The sequence below is a fragment of the Streptomyces sp. NPDC088194 genome (assembly GCF_040702025.1).
Lineage (GTDB): Bacteria > Actinomycetota > Actinomycetes > Streptomycetales > Streptomycetaceae > Actinacidiphila.
This window is the reverse complement of sequence record NZ_JBFBIV010000062.1, coordinates 1-16,993: the sequence shown is the minus strand read 5'-3', so window position 1 is coordinate 16,993 and position 16,993 is coordinate 1. Positions and strand designations below refer to the sequence as shown.

At 72.8% G+C, this 16,993-nt stretch carries 13 protein-coding genes; 7 read left to right on the top strand and 6 right to left on the bottom strand.

The window, feature by feature from the left end; all coding sequences use genetic code 11:
- Positions 1-19 precede the first annotated feature (19 nt).
- The 5 genes from AB0399_RS28290 to AB0399_RS28270 all read right to left on the bottom strand — a co-directional run bounded on the left by AB0399_RS28290 (position 20) and on the right by AB0399_RS28270 (position 6,590).
- Positions 20-1,147, bottom strand: coding sequence for a MerR family transcriptional regulator (locus tag AB0399_RS28290; RefSeq protein ID WP_366413274.1), 1,128 nt, complete (start codon positions 1,145-1,147; stop codon positions 20-22).
- A 220-nt stretch (positions 1,148-1,367) separates the two neighbouring features.
- Positions 1,368-3,116 carry an ABC transporter ATP-binding protein gene (locus AB0399_RS28285; RefSeq protein ID WP_366413273.1) on the bottom strand — a complete coding sequence of 583 codons (1,749 nt, stop codon included), beginning with the start codon at positions 3,114-3,116 and terminating at the stop codon, positions 1,368-1,370.
- Entirely contained in the window at positions 3,113-4,777 is a 1,665-nt protein-coding gene (locus tag AB0399_RS28280; RefSeq protein WP_366413272.1) for an ABC transporter ATP-binding protein, read from the bottom strand. Before AB0399_RS28280 ends, AB0399_RS28285 begins: the two co-directional genes overlap by 4 nt.
- Before the next feature lie 647 nt (positions 4,778-5,424).
- Entirely contained in the window at positions 5,425-6,153 is a 729-nt protein-coding gene (locus AB0399_RS28275) for a haloacid dehalogenase-like hydrolase (protein ID WP_366413271.1), read from the bottom strand.
- Between the two features lie 68 nt (positions 6,154-6,221).
- Complete coding sequence (locus tag AB0399_RS28270) at positions 6,222-6,590, bottom strand: VOC family protein (RefSeq protein ID WP_366413270.1); 369 nt, start codon at positions 6,588-6,590, stop codon at positions 6,222-6,224.
- A gap of 63 nt (positions 6,591-6,653) precedes the next feature.
- Here AB0399_RS28270 and AB0399_RS28265 point away from each other — a divergent pair, with 63 nt between their 5' ends.
- Positions 6,654-7,133: a MarR family transcriptional regulator gene (locus AB0399_RS28265; RefSeq protein ID WP_366413269.1), complete on the top strand. Its 480-nt coding sequence runs from the start codon at positions 6,654-6,656 to the stop codon at positions 7,131-7,133.
- A 236-nt stretch (positions 7,134-7,369) separates the two neighbouring features.
- Entirely contained in the window at positions 7,370-7,918 is a 549-nt protein-coding gene (locus AB0399_RS28260; protein WP_329372207.1) for a DUF4232 domain-containing protein, read from the top strand.
- 163 nt (positions 7,919-8,081) lie between these two features.
- On the opposite strand, the gene AB0399_RS28255 is transcribed toward AB0399_RS28260, so the two are convergent.
- Positions 8,082-9,563, bottom strand: a complete 1,482-nt coding sequence (locus AB0399_RS28255) for an MFS transporter (RefSeq protein WP_366413268.1) — start codon at positions 9,561-9,563, stop codon at positions 8,082-8,084.
- Between the two features lie 89 nt (positions 9,564-9,652).
- Between AB0399_RS28255 and AB0399_RS28250 the strand changes: the two genes are divergently transcribed.
- The 5 genes from AB0399_RS28250 to AB0399_RS28230 all read left to right on the top strand — a co-directional run.
- Entirely contained in the window at positions 9,653-10,750 is a 1,098-nt protein-coding gene (locus AB0399_RS28250; protein ID WP_366413267.1) for a LysR family transcriptional regulator, read from the top strand.
- A gap of 338 nt (positions 10,751-11,088) precedes the next feature.
- The gene (rhaI, locus tag AB0399_RS28245; RefSeq protein ID WP_366413266.1) at positions 11,089-12,255 is read left to right on the top strand and encodes an L-rhamnose isomerase; all 1,167 of its coding nucleotides are present in this window, start codon (positions 11,089-11,091) and stop codon (positions 12,253-12,255) included.
- A gap of 189 nt (positions 12,256-12,444) precedes the next feature.
- The gene (locus tag AB0399_RS28240) at positions 12,445-14,484 is read left to right on the top strand and encodes a bifunctional aldolase/short-chain dehydrogenase (protein WP_366413265.1); all 2,040 of its coding nucleotides are present in this window, start codon (positions 12,445-12,447) and stop codon (positions 14,482-14,484) included.
- A 289-nt stretch (positions 14,485-14,773) separates the two neighbouring features.
- Positions 14,774-16,183 carry a rhamnulokinase family protein gene (locus AB0399_RS28235; RefSeq protein WP_366413288.1) on the top strand — a complete coding sequence of 470 codons (1,410 nt, stop codon included), beginning with the start codon at positions 14,774-14,776 and terminating at the stop codon, positions 16,181-16,183.
- Between the two features lie 58 nt (positions 16,184-16,241).
- On the top strand, positions 16,242-16,993 hold a 752-nt coding region (locus AB0399_RS28230), incomplete at its 3' end, for a (Fe-S)-binding protein (protein ID WP_366413264.1).

Genomic DNA, 16,993 nt, shown 5'->3' with positions numbered 1-16,993 from the left:
GCGCACTCCGTACGACCGTTCAGGCCACCAGCAGCCGCAGGCCCAGCTCGGCCGCGTCCAGCGCGACCAGGTCGCGGTTGCGCTCGGCCCACCGCCCCGAGGCGAGGTCCCCGCGCAGTCCGTCCACCGCCCGCCGCTCCGCCTCCGGCCCGACCCTGGTCCACACCGACACCGCGCGACGCACCTGCTCGTCCAGATACGCCTCGGGACGGCGCCAGTACGCCTCGAAGAAGCCGTCGGCGCAGTCCCACGGGACGAGCACCGGCTCCGCGCGGCCCCCGATCGCCCGGGTCAGGTCGGCCAGCGACGGCCAGTCGACGAGGAGGTCGGCGAACTCCGGCAGGTAGTCGCGGGTGAGCCAGAACCGCTGGAGCCAGCCGGTCGTGCTCGCGTCGTACGTGAACACCACCACCCGGCGGGCCACCCGCCGCATCTCGCGCAGCCCGGCGATCGGGTCCTGCCAGTGGTGAACGGTGCTGAACGCCATCGCGGCGTCGAAGGACTGGTCCTCGAACGGCAGGTTCTCCGCGGCGGCGGCCACGCACGGCGCCGCGCCCGCGGGACGCTGCGCCCGCATCACCGCCGACGGTTCCACCGCCGTGACCTCGCGGTCCGGCGGCTCGTAGGAGCCGGTGCCGGCCCCGACGTTCAGTACCGTCCGCGCGTCGCCGAGCGCTTCCCACACCCGCGCGGCGATCCGCGGCTCGGTGCGCCGTGTCGCCGGGTAGGCGGACCCGATTTTGTCGTACAACTGGGCTCCGAACACCTTCAGTTGCTCCTCCGGCGTCGTCCTGATCCCCATGGCCCGTGCCTCCAGTTCCTTGTCGATGGCCGTCACCATCGCGGTGGTGCGGTCGCGCTGTTCCACCAGCAGGCCGCGCAGCCGGCGCAGGTGCGCGACCGCGTCGGTGGCCGGGTCGTCGACGAGATCCGCGATCTCGCGCAGGCCGAACCCCAGCCGCCGGTAGCCGAGCACCTCCCGCAGCCGCTCCACGTCGCCCGCCGAATAGGCCCGGTACCCGGCCCCGGTCCGCGCGGACGGCTCCACCAGGCCGATCTCGTCGTAGTGATGCAGCGTGCGGACGCTCACGCCCGCCAGCTCGGCCACGCGCCCCACGGTCAGGTGCTCTTCCACACCCCCGACCATGCGGCATCACGCCACGTGAGGGTCAAGCGCGCTCCTCGACGTCGCGGGCGGGGCTGCGGCGGCTTCCGTGCGGAGGTCGGCGACGCGGTAGTCCCTGAGCCGCATGATGAGTCGACCGGCCCGCGGCCGAGCGGTGCGGGTGTCGTCGAGAGCGAGGGTTCCCGCGTTCGTCGGGTCAGCCGGCGGTCCGGTACCCGTTGATCCGCGACCGCCTCAGGAGTCAGGTGGTCGCGTGGTGGTCGGACCATGCCTGCCAGAGTCGCGAGTAGCGGCCTTGCCGCGCGAGGAGTTCGTCGTGGGTCCCCTGCTCGGCGATCGCCCCGTCGTGCATGACCAGGACGCGGTCCGCCAGCTTGGCCTGGGTCAGCCGGTGCGCCACGATGAGGGCCGTACGGCCCTGTACCGCCGCGGTTGCCGCTGCCTCCAGTACGCGCGCACCCGCCGAACCGGCCTCTGCCGTCGCCTCGTCGAGCACCACGAACCACGGGTCGCCCAGCACCACTCGGGCCAGCGCGAGCTGCTGGACCTGGTCGGCCGTCAGCCGGTTTCCCTCCTCGCCGACGACGGTGTCGAGCCCGTCGGGAAGGGCGTCGACCCACCGGTCCGCCCCGGTGACGTCGAGGGCACGCCGTACCTCCTGGTCGGAGGCTCCTGGACGGACAAGGGTCAGGCACTCACGTACCGTGCCGGCGAAGGCGTGAACGTCCTGGGTGATGAGGAAGACGTTGGCGCGCACGCCGGTCCGGACGGGATCGTACGGCTGCCCGCCGTAGGCCACCACGCCGTGGGAAGGCCGCAGCACGCCGGCGGCGATCGCGCCGAGCGTCGTCTTGCCCGCCCCGGTGGAACCGACCAGGGCGACCCGCTCACCCGGGGCGATACGCAGGGACACGTCGCGCAGGACCGGCGTGCCCGGCGTGTACTCGTGGGTGATCCCGGACAGGACGATCTCGCCCTGTCCGGGTTCGAGGTGGCCCTCCGGCACCGGGGGCTTCGGCATCAGTGCGATGCCGACCAGCCGGGACAGGGCCGCCCCGACCGCCTGGAAGCGGTCGAAGGTGAAAAGGATGCCGGCGATCGGGGTGAACAGGCGGAGGAAGTACAGGGCGGCCGTGGTGACGGCACCGACCGTGGTGAGGTTCCGGCGTACCAGGACGAACCCCAGACCGAGGATCAGGACCAGGCCGACGAGTTCGGTCACGTTGTTGCGCATGAGGAAACGCAGCGACATACGGAAGACGCTGACGGTCAGGGCCGCGACGCGCTCGGAGGTGTCCTCGATCCGATGGAGCAGCCGGGTGCCGATACCGAAGGCCCGGGCCGTGGGCGCCGCGCCGATACCGGTGAGGAGTGCTTCGGCACGCTCGCCCTGGGCGATGCGTTCCTCCCGGTAGAGCGGCTCCGAGCGGGGCAGGTACCAGCGCAGACCCATGGCGAACAGCGGTGTGACCGACACGATCGCAAGGCCGAGGCGCCAGTCGAGCGCCAGCGTGCCCACCGCGGTGAGGGCGATCGTGACGGCCGAACTCACGATTACCGGCACGACGTTGCCCAGCCCCTGGGACACGGTGCGCACATCCTCCGAGAGCCGCGAGAGCAGGTCCCCGGTGGTGGCGCGTTCGATCCGGTCCGCGGGCAGATGCAGCGCGCGGTCCAGGACCTCTTCCCGCAGTTCCGCCAGCGCGGGCTCACCGGCACTGGCCATCGCACTCACCGACAGGCCGCCGAACACCGCGGCCGCGGCCGTGGCGACGCAGATGACGAGCGCCTGGGAGAAGATGGTGTCGTGGCCTGAGCCGATGTCGTTGACGATCTTTCCGATGGCCCACGGCGGCACGAGGCCGGCCACACTTGCCAGGAGGGTCGTGCCTGCCGCGGCCGCGGTGGCCCGGCGGTTGGCCGCGGCCATGCGGCCCAGAAACCTGAATGTCTGCCGGTGGCCGCTGATGGGCAGCAGTTCCTGGCTCACCTCAGCACCAGCTCCTGGTAGTCGGGGCGTTCCAGTAGATCCCGGTGGGTGCCCTCGCCGGCCACCTGTCCGTCCGTCACCACGACGACGCGGTCCGCGGTGGCCAGCAGCGCCGGACTCGTGGTGATGATCCAGGTCGTACGCGCGTCGGCGGGGCCGTGGCGCAGGGCTTTGACGCCGCGGGCGATCTGCTGTTCGGTGACCGCGTCGACTGCCGTCGTCGGATTGTCGAGCACGAGGAAGGGCCGGTCGGCCGCCAACGCCCGGGCCAGCGCGATGCGCTGCCGCTGCCCGCCGGAGAACGTCGCTCCGTCAGCCGTGACCGGCTGGTCCAAGGCCCTCTCGTCGAGGTCGACGATGTCCTGGGCCGCCGCCGCGTCGAGGACCTGTGCCAGCCGGGCCCCGTCCAGCCGGGCCGCGGGGTCGAGGTTGCCGCGCAGGGTGCCTTCCAGCAAGTGGGTGTGGTGGGGGTTCACCAGGAGGAGGCCGCTGCGGGCGCGGATGCTCAACCCGTCGATCGGGATGCCTCCGACCAAAGCCTCGCCGCTGAGGTCGTCCGGCTGGACCTCACCGCTCAGCAACCGGACCAGGGTCCCGGCCGCGGCAGGGTCGGGAATCACGAGGCACAGCAGCTCGCCGGTCCTGGAGGTGAGGGAGAAGTCCCGCAGCGCACCGGTGGTCACCTCGTTCAGGGACACCTGCGCGGCCCCGCCGACCACCGCGTCCGCGTCACCGTCGGCGAGCAGCGGCGGCGTATCCAGGAACGCCACGATACGGGCGGCCGAGGCGTACGCCGACCCCGCTTGCGCGCCGATGCCGCCGAGCGCGCGGATGGGCACCGCGAGAAACTGCGTGAGGCCCACGACGGCGATGAGGTCCCCCACCGAGATGGCGCCGTCGAGCGCGCGGCTGCCCGCCAGCAGCGTGACCGCGGCCAGGAAGAGACCGCTGAGCCCGGTGGACACGCTCTCCAGGATTCCGTGCGACCTGCCCAGCCGTACGCCGGCGCGCTTGGCTTCCTGGCTGTGCGCGCGGTAGCGCGCGGCGGCCTCGTCCTCGGCGCCGATGCCCTTGAGCACGCGCAGTCCTCGGACCAGGTCCGCCGCCATGGCGCTGGTTCGGGCGATCTCGGCGAGCTGGGTGCCGCTGCGGCGGGAGATCATGGGCGTACTGAGCTGGATGAGCGCCAGCACGACGGGCATGCCCACCAGCACGACCAGGCCGAGCTCGATGTCGATGCCCAGCAGGATGACGGCGCTGCCCGCGACGGCGACAGCCGACGCCAGTGTGTAGCTGGCGGGCTGGGTCAGGCTGCCGGCGCCCTCGGCGTCGGCGGTGGCCAGGGACAAGGTGGCGCCGGGCAGGATGCCGCTGCGGGCGCCGAGCGGGCGCAGCACGTGGCGGGCGATCTCGACACGCAGCCGGTGGCGTTCACCCTGGTCGGTTCGGAACGCCTCGGCCGCACCGTAGAGATAGGTGACCATCAGGGAGGCGAAGACGAGGAGCAGCAGCGCGCCCCACGCCAGCAGGGCGTGGACACTGCCGACCGCGACCGCGTGGTCGATGACCATGCCGACGACGACGGAAACCATCGCCTCGGAGAACTGCCAGACCGAGAGCAGGCCGAAGGCGGCCGCCATGCTCCGGCCGTTGCGCCGCACCGCTCGCCACAGTAATCCTGACGCCGAGGCGGGAGGCCGCCCCGCATCGAAGTGCGCCCCGTCGCGATACGGCGTAGGCGAGGCCGGCGGCGGGCGCCTGCGCGTCAGCCCGTCCCTGCCCGATATACGGGTCGTCCGTGTCATGACGTCGCGGAGTCCGCTTCGGTGAGGAAACGGTCCAAGGACGGAGCCGCACGGCACACGCCGAAATCCGACATTCCATATTTTCTGGTGCGCGCCGACCGGCCCATATATCTCCCACCCATGGACGTGCCACTTCACCACCGATGGCATACCGCCCATCGGCAGAACAAGTCATACGCATTGCTTCCGGACTTTAACACGGAGTTGATTCACCGTCACCACGCCAGGTGCCCGTTGACACCGTTGACACCGTGCGGCGACCGCGGGTGGTTTCCCGAAGAATCAAGACAACCGCACCCACCTGCGGAGCGGTGCCTACGGGAGGGCGAAAACGCCCGTGGAGCAGTCGATACCGAGACGGTGAACAACGGCATCGCGTTATCGTGAATTCGGTGCGCCGCCGCATGGGCCGGAAATTCGGACGAGGAATTCCGCGCCGCCCCACGCAGCCGACGCCCCAAGGATGTGAACCCGCGCCGCCCGCCGCCGGGGTGCCCGGGCGATTACCAGCCGAGCGCTGGACCGCAACGGCTCGCGAAATCACGGAGGTCGGTCAGGACGATGTCGGCTCCGGCCCGGCGTAGTTCCTCGGTGGTGTACGTGCCGGTCGCGACCGCCACGGCCAGCGCGCCGGCGTCCAGTGCGCCGCGGACGTCGTGGGGCGTGTCACCGATGACCACGGTCAACCGGCCGGCGAAGCCGTGACCGTACTTCTCGGAGGCCCGCTTACGGGCTTGGCGCACCAGGTCCGCCCGGTCGCCGCTGTCGTCGCCGTAGCCGCCCACCGCGAAGTCGATGCCGTCACCGAGGCCCAGCGCGCCGAGCTTGGCGATGGCGACGGGACGTATGTTGCCGGTGACGGCTGATTGGACGGTGTGCCGGGCGCTGCACGACGCGATGGCCTCGCGCGCCCCCGGCAGGACCGTACCGGCTTCGCGCATGCGGTCGGTGAGGCGTCGAGTGGCCGTCGCCAGGGCGGCGTAGAACTCGCCGAAGAGGGTTTCGGTCTGCTCGACGCCGTTCAGGCGAAGCGTCTCCTTCAGGATCGCCCGGTCGGTTCGGCCGGACATGTCCGGCAACTCACCGAGCGGCTTTCCGGTCACCTGCCGGAAGGCGAGTTCGTAGGCTGCGCGGCTCACCCCGCCGCCGATGGTGACGAGCGTGCGGTCGATGTCCCACAGGACGAGGTGAGGGGATGAAGCGGCCTCGCCGGGAGGGCTGTCCGTAGCCATGCGGGACAGCGTAGGGCGTCGGCTCGCGACCACGCGGACAGGTGACCGCCGCCGACCGCCGAGGGGCGTCAGGCGCGGTCGTGGAGGGTGACCTGGTAGCCGTCGGGGTCGGCGAAGGTGAAGGTCCGGCCGAAGGGGCCGTCGATCGGCGCGGAGACGATGGCGTGACCGTCGGCGACGAGAGCATCGTGGATGGCCTGGACGTCGGTGGCGTGCAGCCAGATCGCGGCACCGATGCCGGGCTGGGCGACGGATGCGAGATCGGTGCCGGGAACGTTGTCGCGGAGTGCGAACGCGATCGGCTTCGTCTCGAAGACGACGGCGTGCGGGGGCCCGGCCTGGGAGCGGACGAGGCCGAGGTACCGCTCGTAGAACGCCTGCGAAGCGTCGAGGTCGCGCACCTGGAGGGAGATGAAGTCAGGGCCGGTGGCGGGCATGGTGATACTCCTTCGCTTCGTGTCAGTATCCTGACACAGACCACTGTATGTCAGAATGCTGACATGAGTCAAAACGGTGCCGGCGTCGACCTGGACAGATCACTGGGCTACCTGCTGAAGGAGGCTTCGAGCGCCCTGCGCGCAGCCATGGAGGAGGTGCTGCGGCCCCTCGGGATGAACGTGACGCACTACTCCTGCCTCGAACTGCTCTCCCAGCGGCCGGGCCTGTCGAACTCCGAGCTCGCGCGGGGCGCGTTCGTGACGCGTCAGTCGATGAACGTGCTGCTCCAGAACCTGGAACGAGACGGCTACGTGACCAGGCCCGCGCAGGCACCCGTCGGGAAGGTCCTTCCCACCCGGCTCACGCCGCGCGGCCGGCGGAGCCTGGAGAAGGCGACCGTGGCGGTGCGGTCCGTCGAGGTCAGAATGCTGGCCGGCATGTCCGAGACGGAGCAGTCGGACGCGTTCCGGATACTGCGGGGCATGGTCCGTTCCCTGCGCGACGGCGACCGCGACGGCGACGACGGCAACGACGGCGCGTAGTGCGTTCCCTGGCGCACTCCGGGCCGGCGCACTCCGGGCCGGCGCGGCCGAGCCGATGAGCAGCGCACCACCTGCCGCCGTACGGCGGTTCTCGTACGTGGTCACCCGGGAACAGCTGTTTGTCGGAAAAAGGTCGTCCGCATACCGAACCTTCCCCCGGGTTCGCCCGTCTTCAGGTGCGTAGGCGCGCACTTGACCAGCGCGCCGGATCACCATCGAGGGGAAACCAGCACTTCATGAAGAGCAAGCTGACCGCCGTGGCCGTCGCGGCCGTCGTCATCGCCGGCACCGCCGCTGCCGCCATCCCGGCCTCGGCCGCCACCTCCACCGCCAAGGCCAAGCCGACCCGTTGCCACACCGCCGACCTGAAGGCGGGCTTCGCCACGGGGGGTGACGCGAGGCCGGAGATGAACCAGACCAAGAAGCAGACGCAGGCGTACATCTGGTTCACCAACACGAGCAAGCGCACCTGCACCGTGTCCGGCTTCGCCGGTGTCGACATGGTCGGCGCGCAGAAGACCGACGGCACCTGGTCGCTGCGGCGCTCCTCCCAGAAGCCCGTGAAGATCACCCTGAAGCACGGGGACACGACGGACTTCAGCATCACCCTGGCCCCGGTCGCCAAGTCCAGGCCGACGAAGGAGAAGTTCGTCCCGGCGAAGTTCCTGGTCACCCCGCCCAACGAGACGAAGCACTTCACCCTGAAGTGGCCGTTCGGCGGCCAGATCCTCAAGCAGGACGGCGCCACCCGCCCGGCCACCTACCTCAACCCGGTCGGACGGTAACCAGCCGGGCAGCCGCCGGGGTTCCTCCGGCTGGTGGCCGCCGGGGTTCCTCCGGCTGGTGGCCGCCGCACACACCTCCGGGTGGTGCGGCGGCCACGTCCGGCACCCGGCCCGCCCGGGTACGACCGGGTACGGCCGGGCCCGGACCGGAAACCGCCGCGGGCTACGCCCCTGAGCGACCGCTCCGCCCGGCCCGACGCGCGCCGGCCGCGCGGAGCACGACGGGCAGCACCGCCGCCAGGGCGCAGACCACCCCGGGCAGCAGCAGGCCCCAGCCGGCACCGCGGGCGGAGGGGTGCACCGCGACGAAGGAGCCCAGCACGGCCACCCCGAACGTCGCCCCGAGCTGCCGGACCGCGTTGAGCAGACCGCCGGCCGCACCCGCCGATCCGGCCGGAGCGAGGGTGATCACCGCGGTGGTCAGCGCGGGAAGCGCCAGGGACACCCCGCACCCGGCCGCGAACAGCCCCACCGCGAGCACCGGATACGGCGCCCCGCTGCTCGCCGCGCCCGCCATCACACCGCCGGCCGCCGCGAGCAGCGCCAGCCCGCCCAGCACCGGCCCCCGCGGCCCGAACCGGGCCACCAGCCGCCCGGTCACCAGCAGCGGGTTCACCGCGGTCGGCAGGGTCAGCGGCAGGAAGGCCACCCCCGCGGCCACCACGCCGTACCCCCGGGTGGACTGGAGGAGCAGCGGCAGCACGAACAACACGGCGGTGAGCGCGAACCCGACGGCGGCGCCCGCCACGAGCATGCCGGTCATCCCGGGTGCCCGCAGCACCGCGGGCACCACCACCGGCGACACGCCGCGGCGCTCCCGCCCGTCCGTGCGTTCCGGCCGTTCCCGCGGCCTCCGTTGCCCCCGCCACTCCCGCCGTTCCCGCCGTACGAACAGCGCGCCCGCGACGACCGCCCCGGCGGCCGAGCAGGCACCGTGGACGACCGCGTGCGCGCCGAACGCGATCAGCGCGTCCGTGAGGAGCCCGAGCGCCGCGCACGCCGCGAACTGCCCGCCCCAGTCGACCTCGCGCTCCCCGCGAGGGCAGCGCACCGCGCGACCTGCGACCAGGGTGAGCACCAGCGCGGTCAGCGGCACGTTCACCAGGAACACCGCCCGCCAGCCCGCGAGCGCGACCAGCAGCCCGCCCGCGATCGGGCCCGCCGCCAGTGCCGCTCCGCTCACCGCCGCCCACACCGCCACCGCGCGGGCCCGCCGCGCCGGGTCCGGGTAGAGCCGGCTGATCATCGCCATCGAGCTGGGCACGCACGCCGCCGCGGCCACCCCGAGCACCGCCCGGAGCCCCACCAGCGTCCACAGCCCCGGCGCGCACGCGCTGAGCAGCGATCCCGCGCCGAACACCGCGACGCCCGCGCGGAAGACCCGGTGCGCCCCGTACCGGTCGCTGACCGCCCCCGCCGACAGCAGCAGCGCGCCGAACGCGACGGTGTAACCGGTCACCACCCATTGCAGCCCGGCCGTCGAACTGCCCAGCGACCGCGCCAGGTCGGGCTCGGCGACGGACAGCACCGTCGTGTCGAGCAGCACCATGAAGTACCCGAGGGCGATACCGAGCAGCGCGGTTCCCGTACGCGGGGCGGCAGTCGGCAGACGTGGCGGGGCAGGGGACGGAAGCGTGTGCGACATGCCCCGCACCCTCCCGCCCCGCCCCCTTCCCGCTCCACCGCCGGCTCCGCACGCTCCGTTCGGCGGAACCGAATGCGAGGATGAGGCACATGGAGAAGCGAAGCGCTGCCGCGGGCAGGGCGGGCACGGCGGGCACGGCGGGCACGGCGGGGATACGGACACGGGTGGGCGCGGCGCGAACGGGCACGGGCACGGGCGCGGGCGCGGGACCGGCCGCGGGCGCGGCAGGCGCCGACCGGTCGGCGGGCGCCGGCGGCACCCCGGTTCCCGCTCAGCCCGCGGCCGCGCCCCCACTGGACCTGCGGCAGTTGCGCACCTTCGAGGCCGTCGCGGGGACCGGAAGCGTGACGGACGCCGCCGTACGGCTCGGCCTCGCGCCGTCGTCGGTGTCGCAGGCGGTGCGCACCCTGGAAGTGGCGCTCGGGGTCGAGCTGTTCGATCGGCGGCCGCGCGGCATGCGGGTCACGGCAGCCGGTGAGCGGCTGCTGGTGTGGAGCCGGCGGCTGCTGGAACAGGCCGAGCAGGCCCGCCGAGAGGTGGTCGACGCGGGCCGGGAACGTACGGCGGTACGCCTCGGCGCGCTGGAGTCGATCGCCGCCGCGATCGTGCCGGGGATTCTGCAGCGGCTCGGCGCGCGCAGGCCGGACCTGGACGTGGAGGTCACCTCGCAGGCCGACCGGTCCGCGCTGCTGGCGTCGGTCGCCGCCGGGGAGTTGGACGCGGCCCTGGTGCTGGACGCCGGCGACTCGCTCGGCGGCCTCGGGTTCGCGCCCCCGGCCGGCGCGGAGTTGGAGTTCCTGGACCTGGAGCCGGTGCCGCTGGTGCTGGTCGCGGCGCCCGGGCACCGGTACGCGACGGCCGACCGGCTCGCCCCGTCGGACCTGCGCGGCGAGCGGCTGCTGGTCAACGTCCACTCCTCCTGTTCCTTCGCGCTCGCGACCGGCCGGCTGTGCGGCCCCGGCGTGGAGCGGGTGCACGCGGGCAGCGTCGCCGTGATGCGGGCCTGGGCCCGGCGCGGTGTCGGCCTGGCGCTGCTGCCGTCCTTCGCGGTCGCCGACGACCTGGCCGCGGGCACCCTCACCGCGCTCCCGCTGCCCACCCCCACCCTCCACCTCCGCCTGACCTGGCCCCCCTCCCGCACCACCCACCCCCCGACGCGCGCGCTCCTGTACGCCGCGAGCGCCTGACCCGGCACGCTCCCCGCGAGCCCGACCCGGCGCCCGATCCGCCCTCCTTCGCCGTCCGCGCGGCCGGAGCCTCCAATGCCCCGAGTCCCTCGTGCAGGCGCAACGTCGCCAGGCACGGGTCCCCGGCGCGCCGCGCTTGCGTTTCACGGCGTGAAATGATTCATCGCGCTCCCCTCAGCACGCCCCGGCGCGCCTCCCGCGGACCTGCCTGACAGCAGCGCCAAGGCACGATTCCACCTGCCGTAGATCGGTCGGCGTACACCTTGACAGCATTCCGGCACGCCCCTATCTTCGTGGCGTGAATCGATTCATTTCAAACGGTCAGCGGAGGGTCGTCCATGCCTGATCGGTCGGCGGTGAAGGCGGCACTGAGCTCCCAGGTGATCGAGACCCCGTCCTGGGGGTACGGCAACTCCGGCACCCGGTTCAAGGTCTTCGCCGAACCGGGCGTGCCCCGGGACCCGTTCGAGAAGCTGGACGACGCCGCCCAGGTGCACGCCGCGACCGGGGCCGCCCCGGTGGTCTCCCTGCACATCCCGTGGGACGCGGTCGGCGACTACGACGCGCTGGCCCGGCACGCCAAGGAGCGCGGGCTGCGGCTCGGCGCGGTGAACGCGAACGTCTTCCAGGACGACGCGTACCGGCTCGGGTCGGTGGCCAACCCCGACCCGCGGGTGCGCCGCAAGGCCGTCGACCACCTGCTGCACTGCGTCGACATCATGGACGCGACCGGCTCGCGCGACCTGAAGCTGTGGTTCGCCGACGGCACCAACTACCCCGGCCAGGACGACATCTCCGCCCGCCAGGACCGGCTGGCCGAGGCCCTCGCCGAGGTGTACGCGCGACTCGGCGAGCAGCAGCGGATGCTGCTGGAGTACAAGTTGTTCGAGCCGTCGTTCTACTCCACCGACGTGCCGGACTGGGGCACGTCGTACGCGCACTGCCTGGCGCTGGGCGAGCGGGCGCAGGTCGTGGTGGACACCGGTCACCACGCGCCGGGCACCAACATCGAGTTCATCGTGGCGTTCCTGCTGCGCCAGGGAAAGCTCGGCGGCTTCGACTTCAACTCCCGCTTCTACGCGGACGACGACCTGATGGCGGGCGCGGCCGACCCCTTCCAGCTCTTCCGCATCCTGCACGAGGTCGCCAAGAACGGCGGCTTCGCACCGGAGACCGGGGTGGCGTTCCTGCTCGACCAGTGCCACAACATCGAGGGCAAGATCCCCGCGGTGATCCGCTCGGTGATGAACGTCCAGGAGGCCACCGCCAAGGCGCTGCTGGTCGACCTGGACGCGCTGCGGGCCGCGCAGGCCGCCGGTGACGTGCTGGGCGCCAACGCGGTGCTGATGGACGCGTACAACACCGACGTACGGCCGCTGCTCGCCGAGGTGCGCCAGGAGCAGGGGCTCGACCCCGACCCGCTGGCGGCCTACCGTGCTTCCGGCCACCAGGAGCGGATCGTCGCGGAGCGCGTCGGCGGCACGCAGGCCGGCTGGGGCGCGTAACCCGCGCGCCGGGCACCGATGTCGGGGCCGCCGTACGCCGGTGGCGCCCGCGCGAATCGGAACCGGACGCCCGTCCGTCCCGTCATCGACTCCACCCGACCCACTCGACCTCACCCGAGCACCGGAACCCGACCCGGCAGACCCGGACCCGACCCGGACCCGACCCGGACCCGAAGGAAGACGACCGTCATGACCCTCTCCCCCGAGGCAGCGGCGCTGCTCGCCCGCTCCAACCGGCTGGGCGCCGACCCTCGCAACACCAACTACGCGGGCGGCAACACCTCCGCAAAGGGCACCGCCCCCGACCCGGTGACCGGCGCCGACACCGAGCTGATGTGGGTGAAGGGCTCCGGCGGCGACCTCGGCACGCTGCGCGAGCCGGGCCTTGCGGTGCTGCGCCTGGACCGGCTGCGCGCGCTCACCGAGGTCTACCCGGGCGTGGAGCGCGAGGACGAGATGGTCGCCGCGTTCGACTACTGCCTGCACGGCAAGGGCGGCGCGGCCCCCTCGATCGACACCGCGATGCACGGCCTGGTGGACGCCGCCCACGTCGACCACCTGCACCCCGACTCCGGTATCGCGCTGGCCTGCGCGGCCGACGGGGAGGCGCTCACCAAGGAGTGCTTCGGCGACACCGTGGTGTGGGTGCCGTGGCGCCGCCCCGGCTTCCAACTCGGCCTGGACATCGCCGCGGTGAAGCAGGCCAACCCCAAGGCGATCGGCTGCGTGCTCGGCGGCCACGGCATCACCGCGTGGGGCGCGACCAGCGAGGAGTGCGAGCGCAACTCGCTGCACATCATCCGCACCGCCGAGACCTTCCTCGAACAGCGCGGCAAGGCCGAGCCGTTCGGCCCGGCACTGGACGGCTTCGCACCGCTGCCGGCCGGCGAGCGCCGGGCCCGGGCGGCCGAACTGGCGCCGCTGCTGCGCGGTCTGGCCTCCGCCGACCGCCCGCAGGTCGGCCACTTCACCGACAGCCCCGAGGTGCTGGACTTCCTCTCCCGCGCCGAGCACCCCCGGCTGGCCGCGCTCGGCACGTCCTGCCCCGACCACTTCCTGCGCACCAAGGTCCGCCCGCTGGTGCTGGACCTGCCGCCGACCGCGCCCCTGGAGGAGGCCAAGGCGCGGCTGCGGGAGCTGCACGCGGAGTACCGCACGCAGTACGCCGCCTACTACGAGCGGCACGCCGCGCCCGACTCCCCCGCGATGCGCGGCGCGGACCCGGCGATCGTGCTGGTGCCGGGCGTCGGCATGTTCAGCTACGGCAAGGACAAGCAGACCGCGCGCGTGGCGGGCGAGTTCTACGTCAACGCGATCAACGTCATGCGCGGCGCCGAGGCGGTCTCGACGTACCGGCCGATCGAGGAGTCGGAGAAGTTCCGCATCGAGTACTGGGAGTTGGAGGAGGCCAAGCTGCGGCGGATGCCGGCGCCCAAGCCGCTGGCCACCCGGATCGCGCTGGTCACCGGGGCCGGTTCCGGCATCGGCAAGGCCATCGCGCACCGGCTGGTGGCCGAAGGGGCCTGCGTGGTCGTCGCCGATCTCGACGCGGCCAACGCGGCGGCCGTCGCGGAGGAGTTGGGCGGTCCGGACAAGGCGGTCGCGGTGACCGTGGACGTGACCTCCGAGGAGCAGATCACGTCCTCCTTCGAGCAGGCGCTGCTCGCCTTCGGCGGGGTGGACCTGGTGGTCAACAACGCGGGCATCTCGATCTCCAAGCCGCTGCTGGAGACCACCGCGAAGGACTGGGACCTCCAGCACGGCATCATGGCCCGCGGCTCGTTCCTGGTCTCCCGCGAGGCCGCGCGCGTGATGACCGAGCAGGGCATGGGCGGCGACATTGTCTACATCGCCTCGAAGAACGCGGTCTTCGCCGGCCCCAACAACATCGCGTACTCCGCGACGAAGGCCGACCAGGCCCACCAAGTGCGCCTGCTCGCAGCCGAGTTGGGCGGCCACGGAATCCGCGTCAACGGCATCAACCCCGACGGGGTGGTCCGCGGCTCCGGCATCTTCGCCGGCGGCTGGGGCGCCCAGCGCGCGGCGGTCTACGGTGTCGAGGAGTCCAAGCTCGGCGAGTTCTACGCCCAACGCACCCTGCTCAAGCGGGAGGTGCTGCCCGAGCACGTGGCGAACGCGGTGTTCGCGCTGACCGGCGGCGACCTCACGCACACCACGGGCCTGCACATCCCCGTGGACGCGGGGGTCGCGGCGGCGTTCCTGCGCTGAAGGCCGCGGGGGCCTTCCTGCGCCGAGCGGGCGGCGCCCCCGCCGCACCGAGCCCCACCAGCCCTACCAGCCCTACCAGCCCTGCCAGTCCCACGGGAGCCGCACCGATCCTCGCCGGCTCCCGCCGACCGCAGCCGTCTCCCGCCGACCCGCACCGCCCCCCACCGACGATCCGCGCCAAGCCGCGCCGCGCCCCGCACCCGAGGTAACCACCGTGCCCCGCAGTCCCTCCTCCACCTCCCCGTCCGCGTTCGCCGCCGCCGATCTCGGCGCCACCAGCGGCCGTGTCATGGTCGGCCGGGTCGGCCCGGCGCACCTCGACCTGAGCGAGGCGCACCGCTTCCCGAACCGCCCGGTCCTGGCCGGCGGCAGCCTGCACTGGGATGTACTGGGCCTGTACCAGGGGGTGTTGGACGGGCTGCGGGAGGCGGCGCGGTCCGGCGGCGTGACGTCGGTGGGGGTCGACTCGTGGGCGGTGGACTACGGACTGCTGGACGCCGACGGCCGGCTGCTCGGCAACCCCCACCACTACCGCGACAGCAGGACGCAGGACGCGGCGCCGCGGGTATGGGACGCGGTGCCGGCGAAGGAGCTGTACCGGGTGACCGGACTGCAGCACCTGCCGTTCAACACGGTCTTCCAGCTCGCCGCCGCCCGCGGCAGCACCCAACTCGCCGCCGCCCGGACGCTGTTGCTCATCCCTGACCTGTTGGTGCACTGGCTGACCGGCACCGTCGGCGCGGAGCTGACCAACGCGTCCACCACCGCCCTGCTGGACGCGGCGACCGGCGACTGGTCGGGCGACCTGCTCGGGCGGCTCGGCCTCGACCCGGATCTCTTCCCGCCGCTTCGCCAACCGGGCGAGATCGCGGGCGAGTTGCTGCCGGTGGTGACGCGGGAGACCGGCCTGGCCGAGGGCACCCCGGTGGTGACCGTCGCCTCCCACGACACCGCGTCCGCGGTGGCCGCGATCCCGGCCGACCGGCCCGGTTTCGGCTACGTCTCCTGCGGCACCTGGTCGCTGGCCGGTCTCGAACTGGACCAGCCGGTCATCACGGAGGCGTCCCGGGCCGCCAACTTCACCAACGAGCGCGGCATCGACGGCACGTTCCGGTTCCTGCGCAACATCATGGGGCTGTGGCTGCTGTCGGAGACGCTGCGCACCTGGGCGGCCGAGGGGCTGCCCACCGATCTCGCACCGCTGCTGGCCCGGGCCGCCGACGCGCCACCGTTCGCCGCGCTGGTCGACCCGGACGCGCCGGAGTTCCTGGCGCCCGGCGACATGCCGGCCCGGATCGCCGCGTACTGCGAACGCACCGGGCAGCGCGCCCCCGCCGACCAGGCCGCCATGGTGCGCTGCATCCTGGAGAGCCTGGCGCTGGCGCACCGGGCAGCGCTGCGCACCGCGGCCGAACTGTCCGGGCGTGACCTCGACGTGGTGCACCTGGTCGGCGGCGGCAGCCGCAACGACCTGCTGTGCCAACTCACCGCGGACGCCATCGGGTTGCCGGTCGTCGCCGGTCCGACCGAGGCGACCGCGCTCGGCAACGTCCTGGTGCAGGCCCGCGCGCACGGCCTCGTCGCCGACCGCACCGCCATGCGCCGGCTGGTGGCCGACACCCAGCACCTGCGGCAGTTCCGGCCCAGCGGCGACCCGAACGCCTGGGCCGCCGCTGGCGTCCGGATCGGCCTCGGCTGAGCCTCCCGCCGGGGCGCGCCGGGCCCCCGGACCGCACCGCCCACCCCTAAGGAGCCGCATGCGGGTCGCACTCTTCCTCACCTGCGTCAACGACGCGCTGTATCCGGGCACCGGTTGGGCCACCGTCAGGCTGCTGGAGCGGTTGGGCGTGGAGGTGGACTTCCCCGCCGCCCAGACCTGTTGCGGGCAGCCCCAGTTCAACACCGGCTACCGCCATGAGACCGAGCCCCTGGTCCGCCGGATGGCCCGCGCCTTCGACGGCTACGACTACGTGGTCACCCCGTCGGGCTCGTGCGCGGCGATGGTCCGCGACAACTACCCGCGGATCGGCGCCAAAGCGCTCGCCGAGGGGCGCGGCTCCGAACTCGCCGACGCCGCCGCGTCCTTGCAGAACCGCACCCTGGAGCTGACCGAGTTCCTGGTGGACGTGCTCGAAGTGACGGACGTGGGCGCCTACTTCCCGCACACCGTCACCTACCACCCCTCCTGCCACGGCCTGCGCATGCTCGGCCTCGGCGAACGCCCCCGCAAACTCCTCCAAGCCGTCAAAGGCCTGGAACTCAGGGAGCTGGAAGGCGCCGAGGAATGCTGCGGCTTCGGCGGCACCTTCGCCGTCAAAAACCCCGACGTCTCCGTCGCCATGGGCCAGGACAAGGTCCGCCACGCCCTCGACACCGGCGCCCGCGTCCTGTGCGGCGCCGACAACTCCTGCCTCCTCCACCTCGACGGCATCCTCCGCCGCGACCACGCCCCCCTCCACACCCTCCACCTCGCCGAAATCCTCGCCTCCACCGAACAACACCCCTACCG

Bases quoted from the DNA above. Each gene is read 5' to 3' on its own strand.
- AB0399_RS28290 (WP_366413274.1), bottom strand. From the start codon at position 1,147: ATGGTCGGGGGTGTGGAAGAGCACCTGACCGTGGGGCGCGTGGCCGAG.
- AB0399_RS28275 (WP_366413271.1), bottom strand. From the start codon at position 6,153: ATGGCTACGGACAGCCCTCCCGGCGAGGCCGCTTCATCCCCTCACCTC.
- AB0399_RS28270 (WP_366413270.1), bottom strand. From the start codon at position 6,590: ATGCCCGCCACCGGCCCTGACTTCATCTCCCTCCAGGTGCGCGACCTC.
- AB0399_RS28265 (WP_366413269.1), top strand. From the start codon at position 6,654: ATGAGTCAAAACGGTGCCGGCGTCGACCTGGACAGATCACTGGGCTAC.
- AB0399_RS28260 (WP_329372207.1), top strand. From the start codon at position 7,370: ATGAAGAGCAAGCTGACCGCCGTGGCCGTCGCGGCCGTCGTCATCGCC.
- AB0399_RS28255 (WP_366413268.1), bottom strand. From the start codon at position 9,563: ATGTCGCACACGCTTCCGTCCCCTGCCCCGCCACGTCTGCCGACTGCC.
- AB0399_RS28250 (WP_366413267.1), top strand. From the start codon at position 9,653: ATGGAGAAGCGAAGCGCTGCCGCGGGCAGGGCGGGCACGGCGGGCACG.
- rhaI (WP_366413266.1), top strand. From the start codon at position 11,089: ATGCCTGATCGGTCGGCGGTGAAGGCGGCACTGAGCTCCCAGGTGATC.
- AB0399_RS28240 (WP_366413265.1), top strand. From the start codon at position 12,445: ATGACCCTCTCCCCCGAGGCAGCGGCGCTGCTCGCCCGCTCCAACCGG.
- AB0399_RS28235 (WP_366413288.1), top strand. From the start codon at position 14,774: ATGGTCGGCCGGGTCGGCCCGGCGCACCTCGACCTGAGCGAGGCGCAC.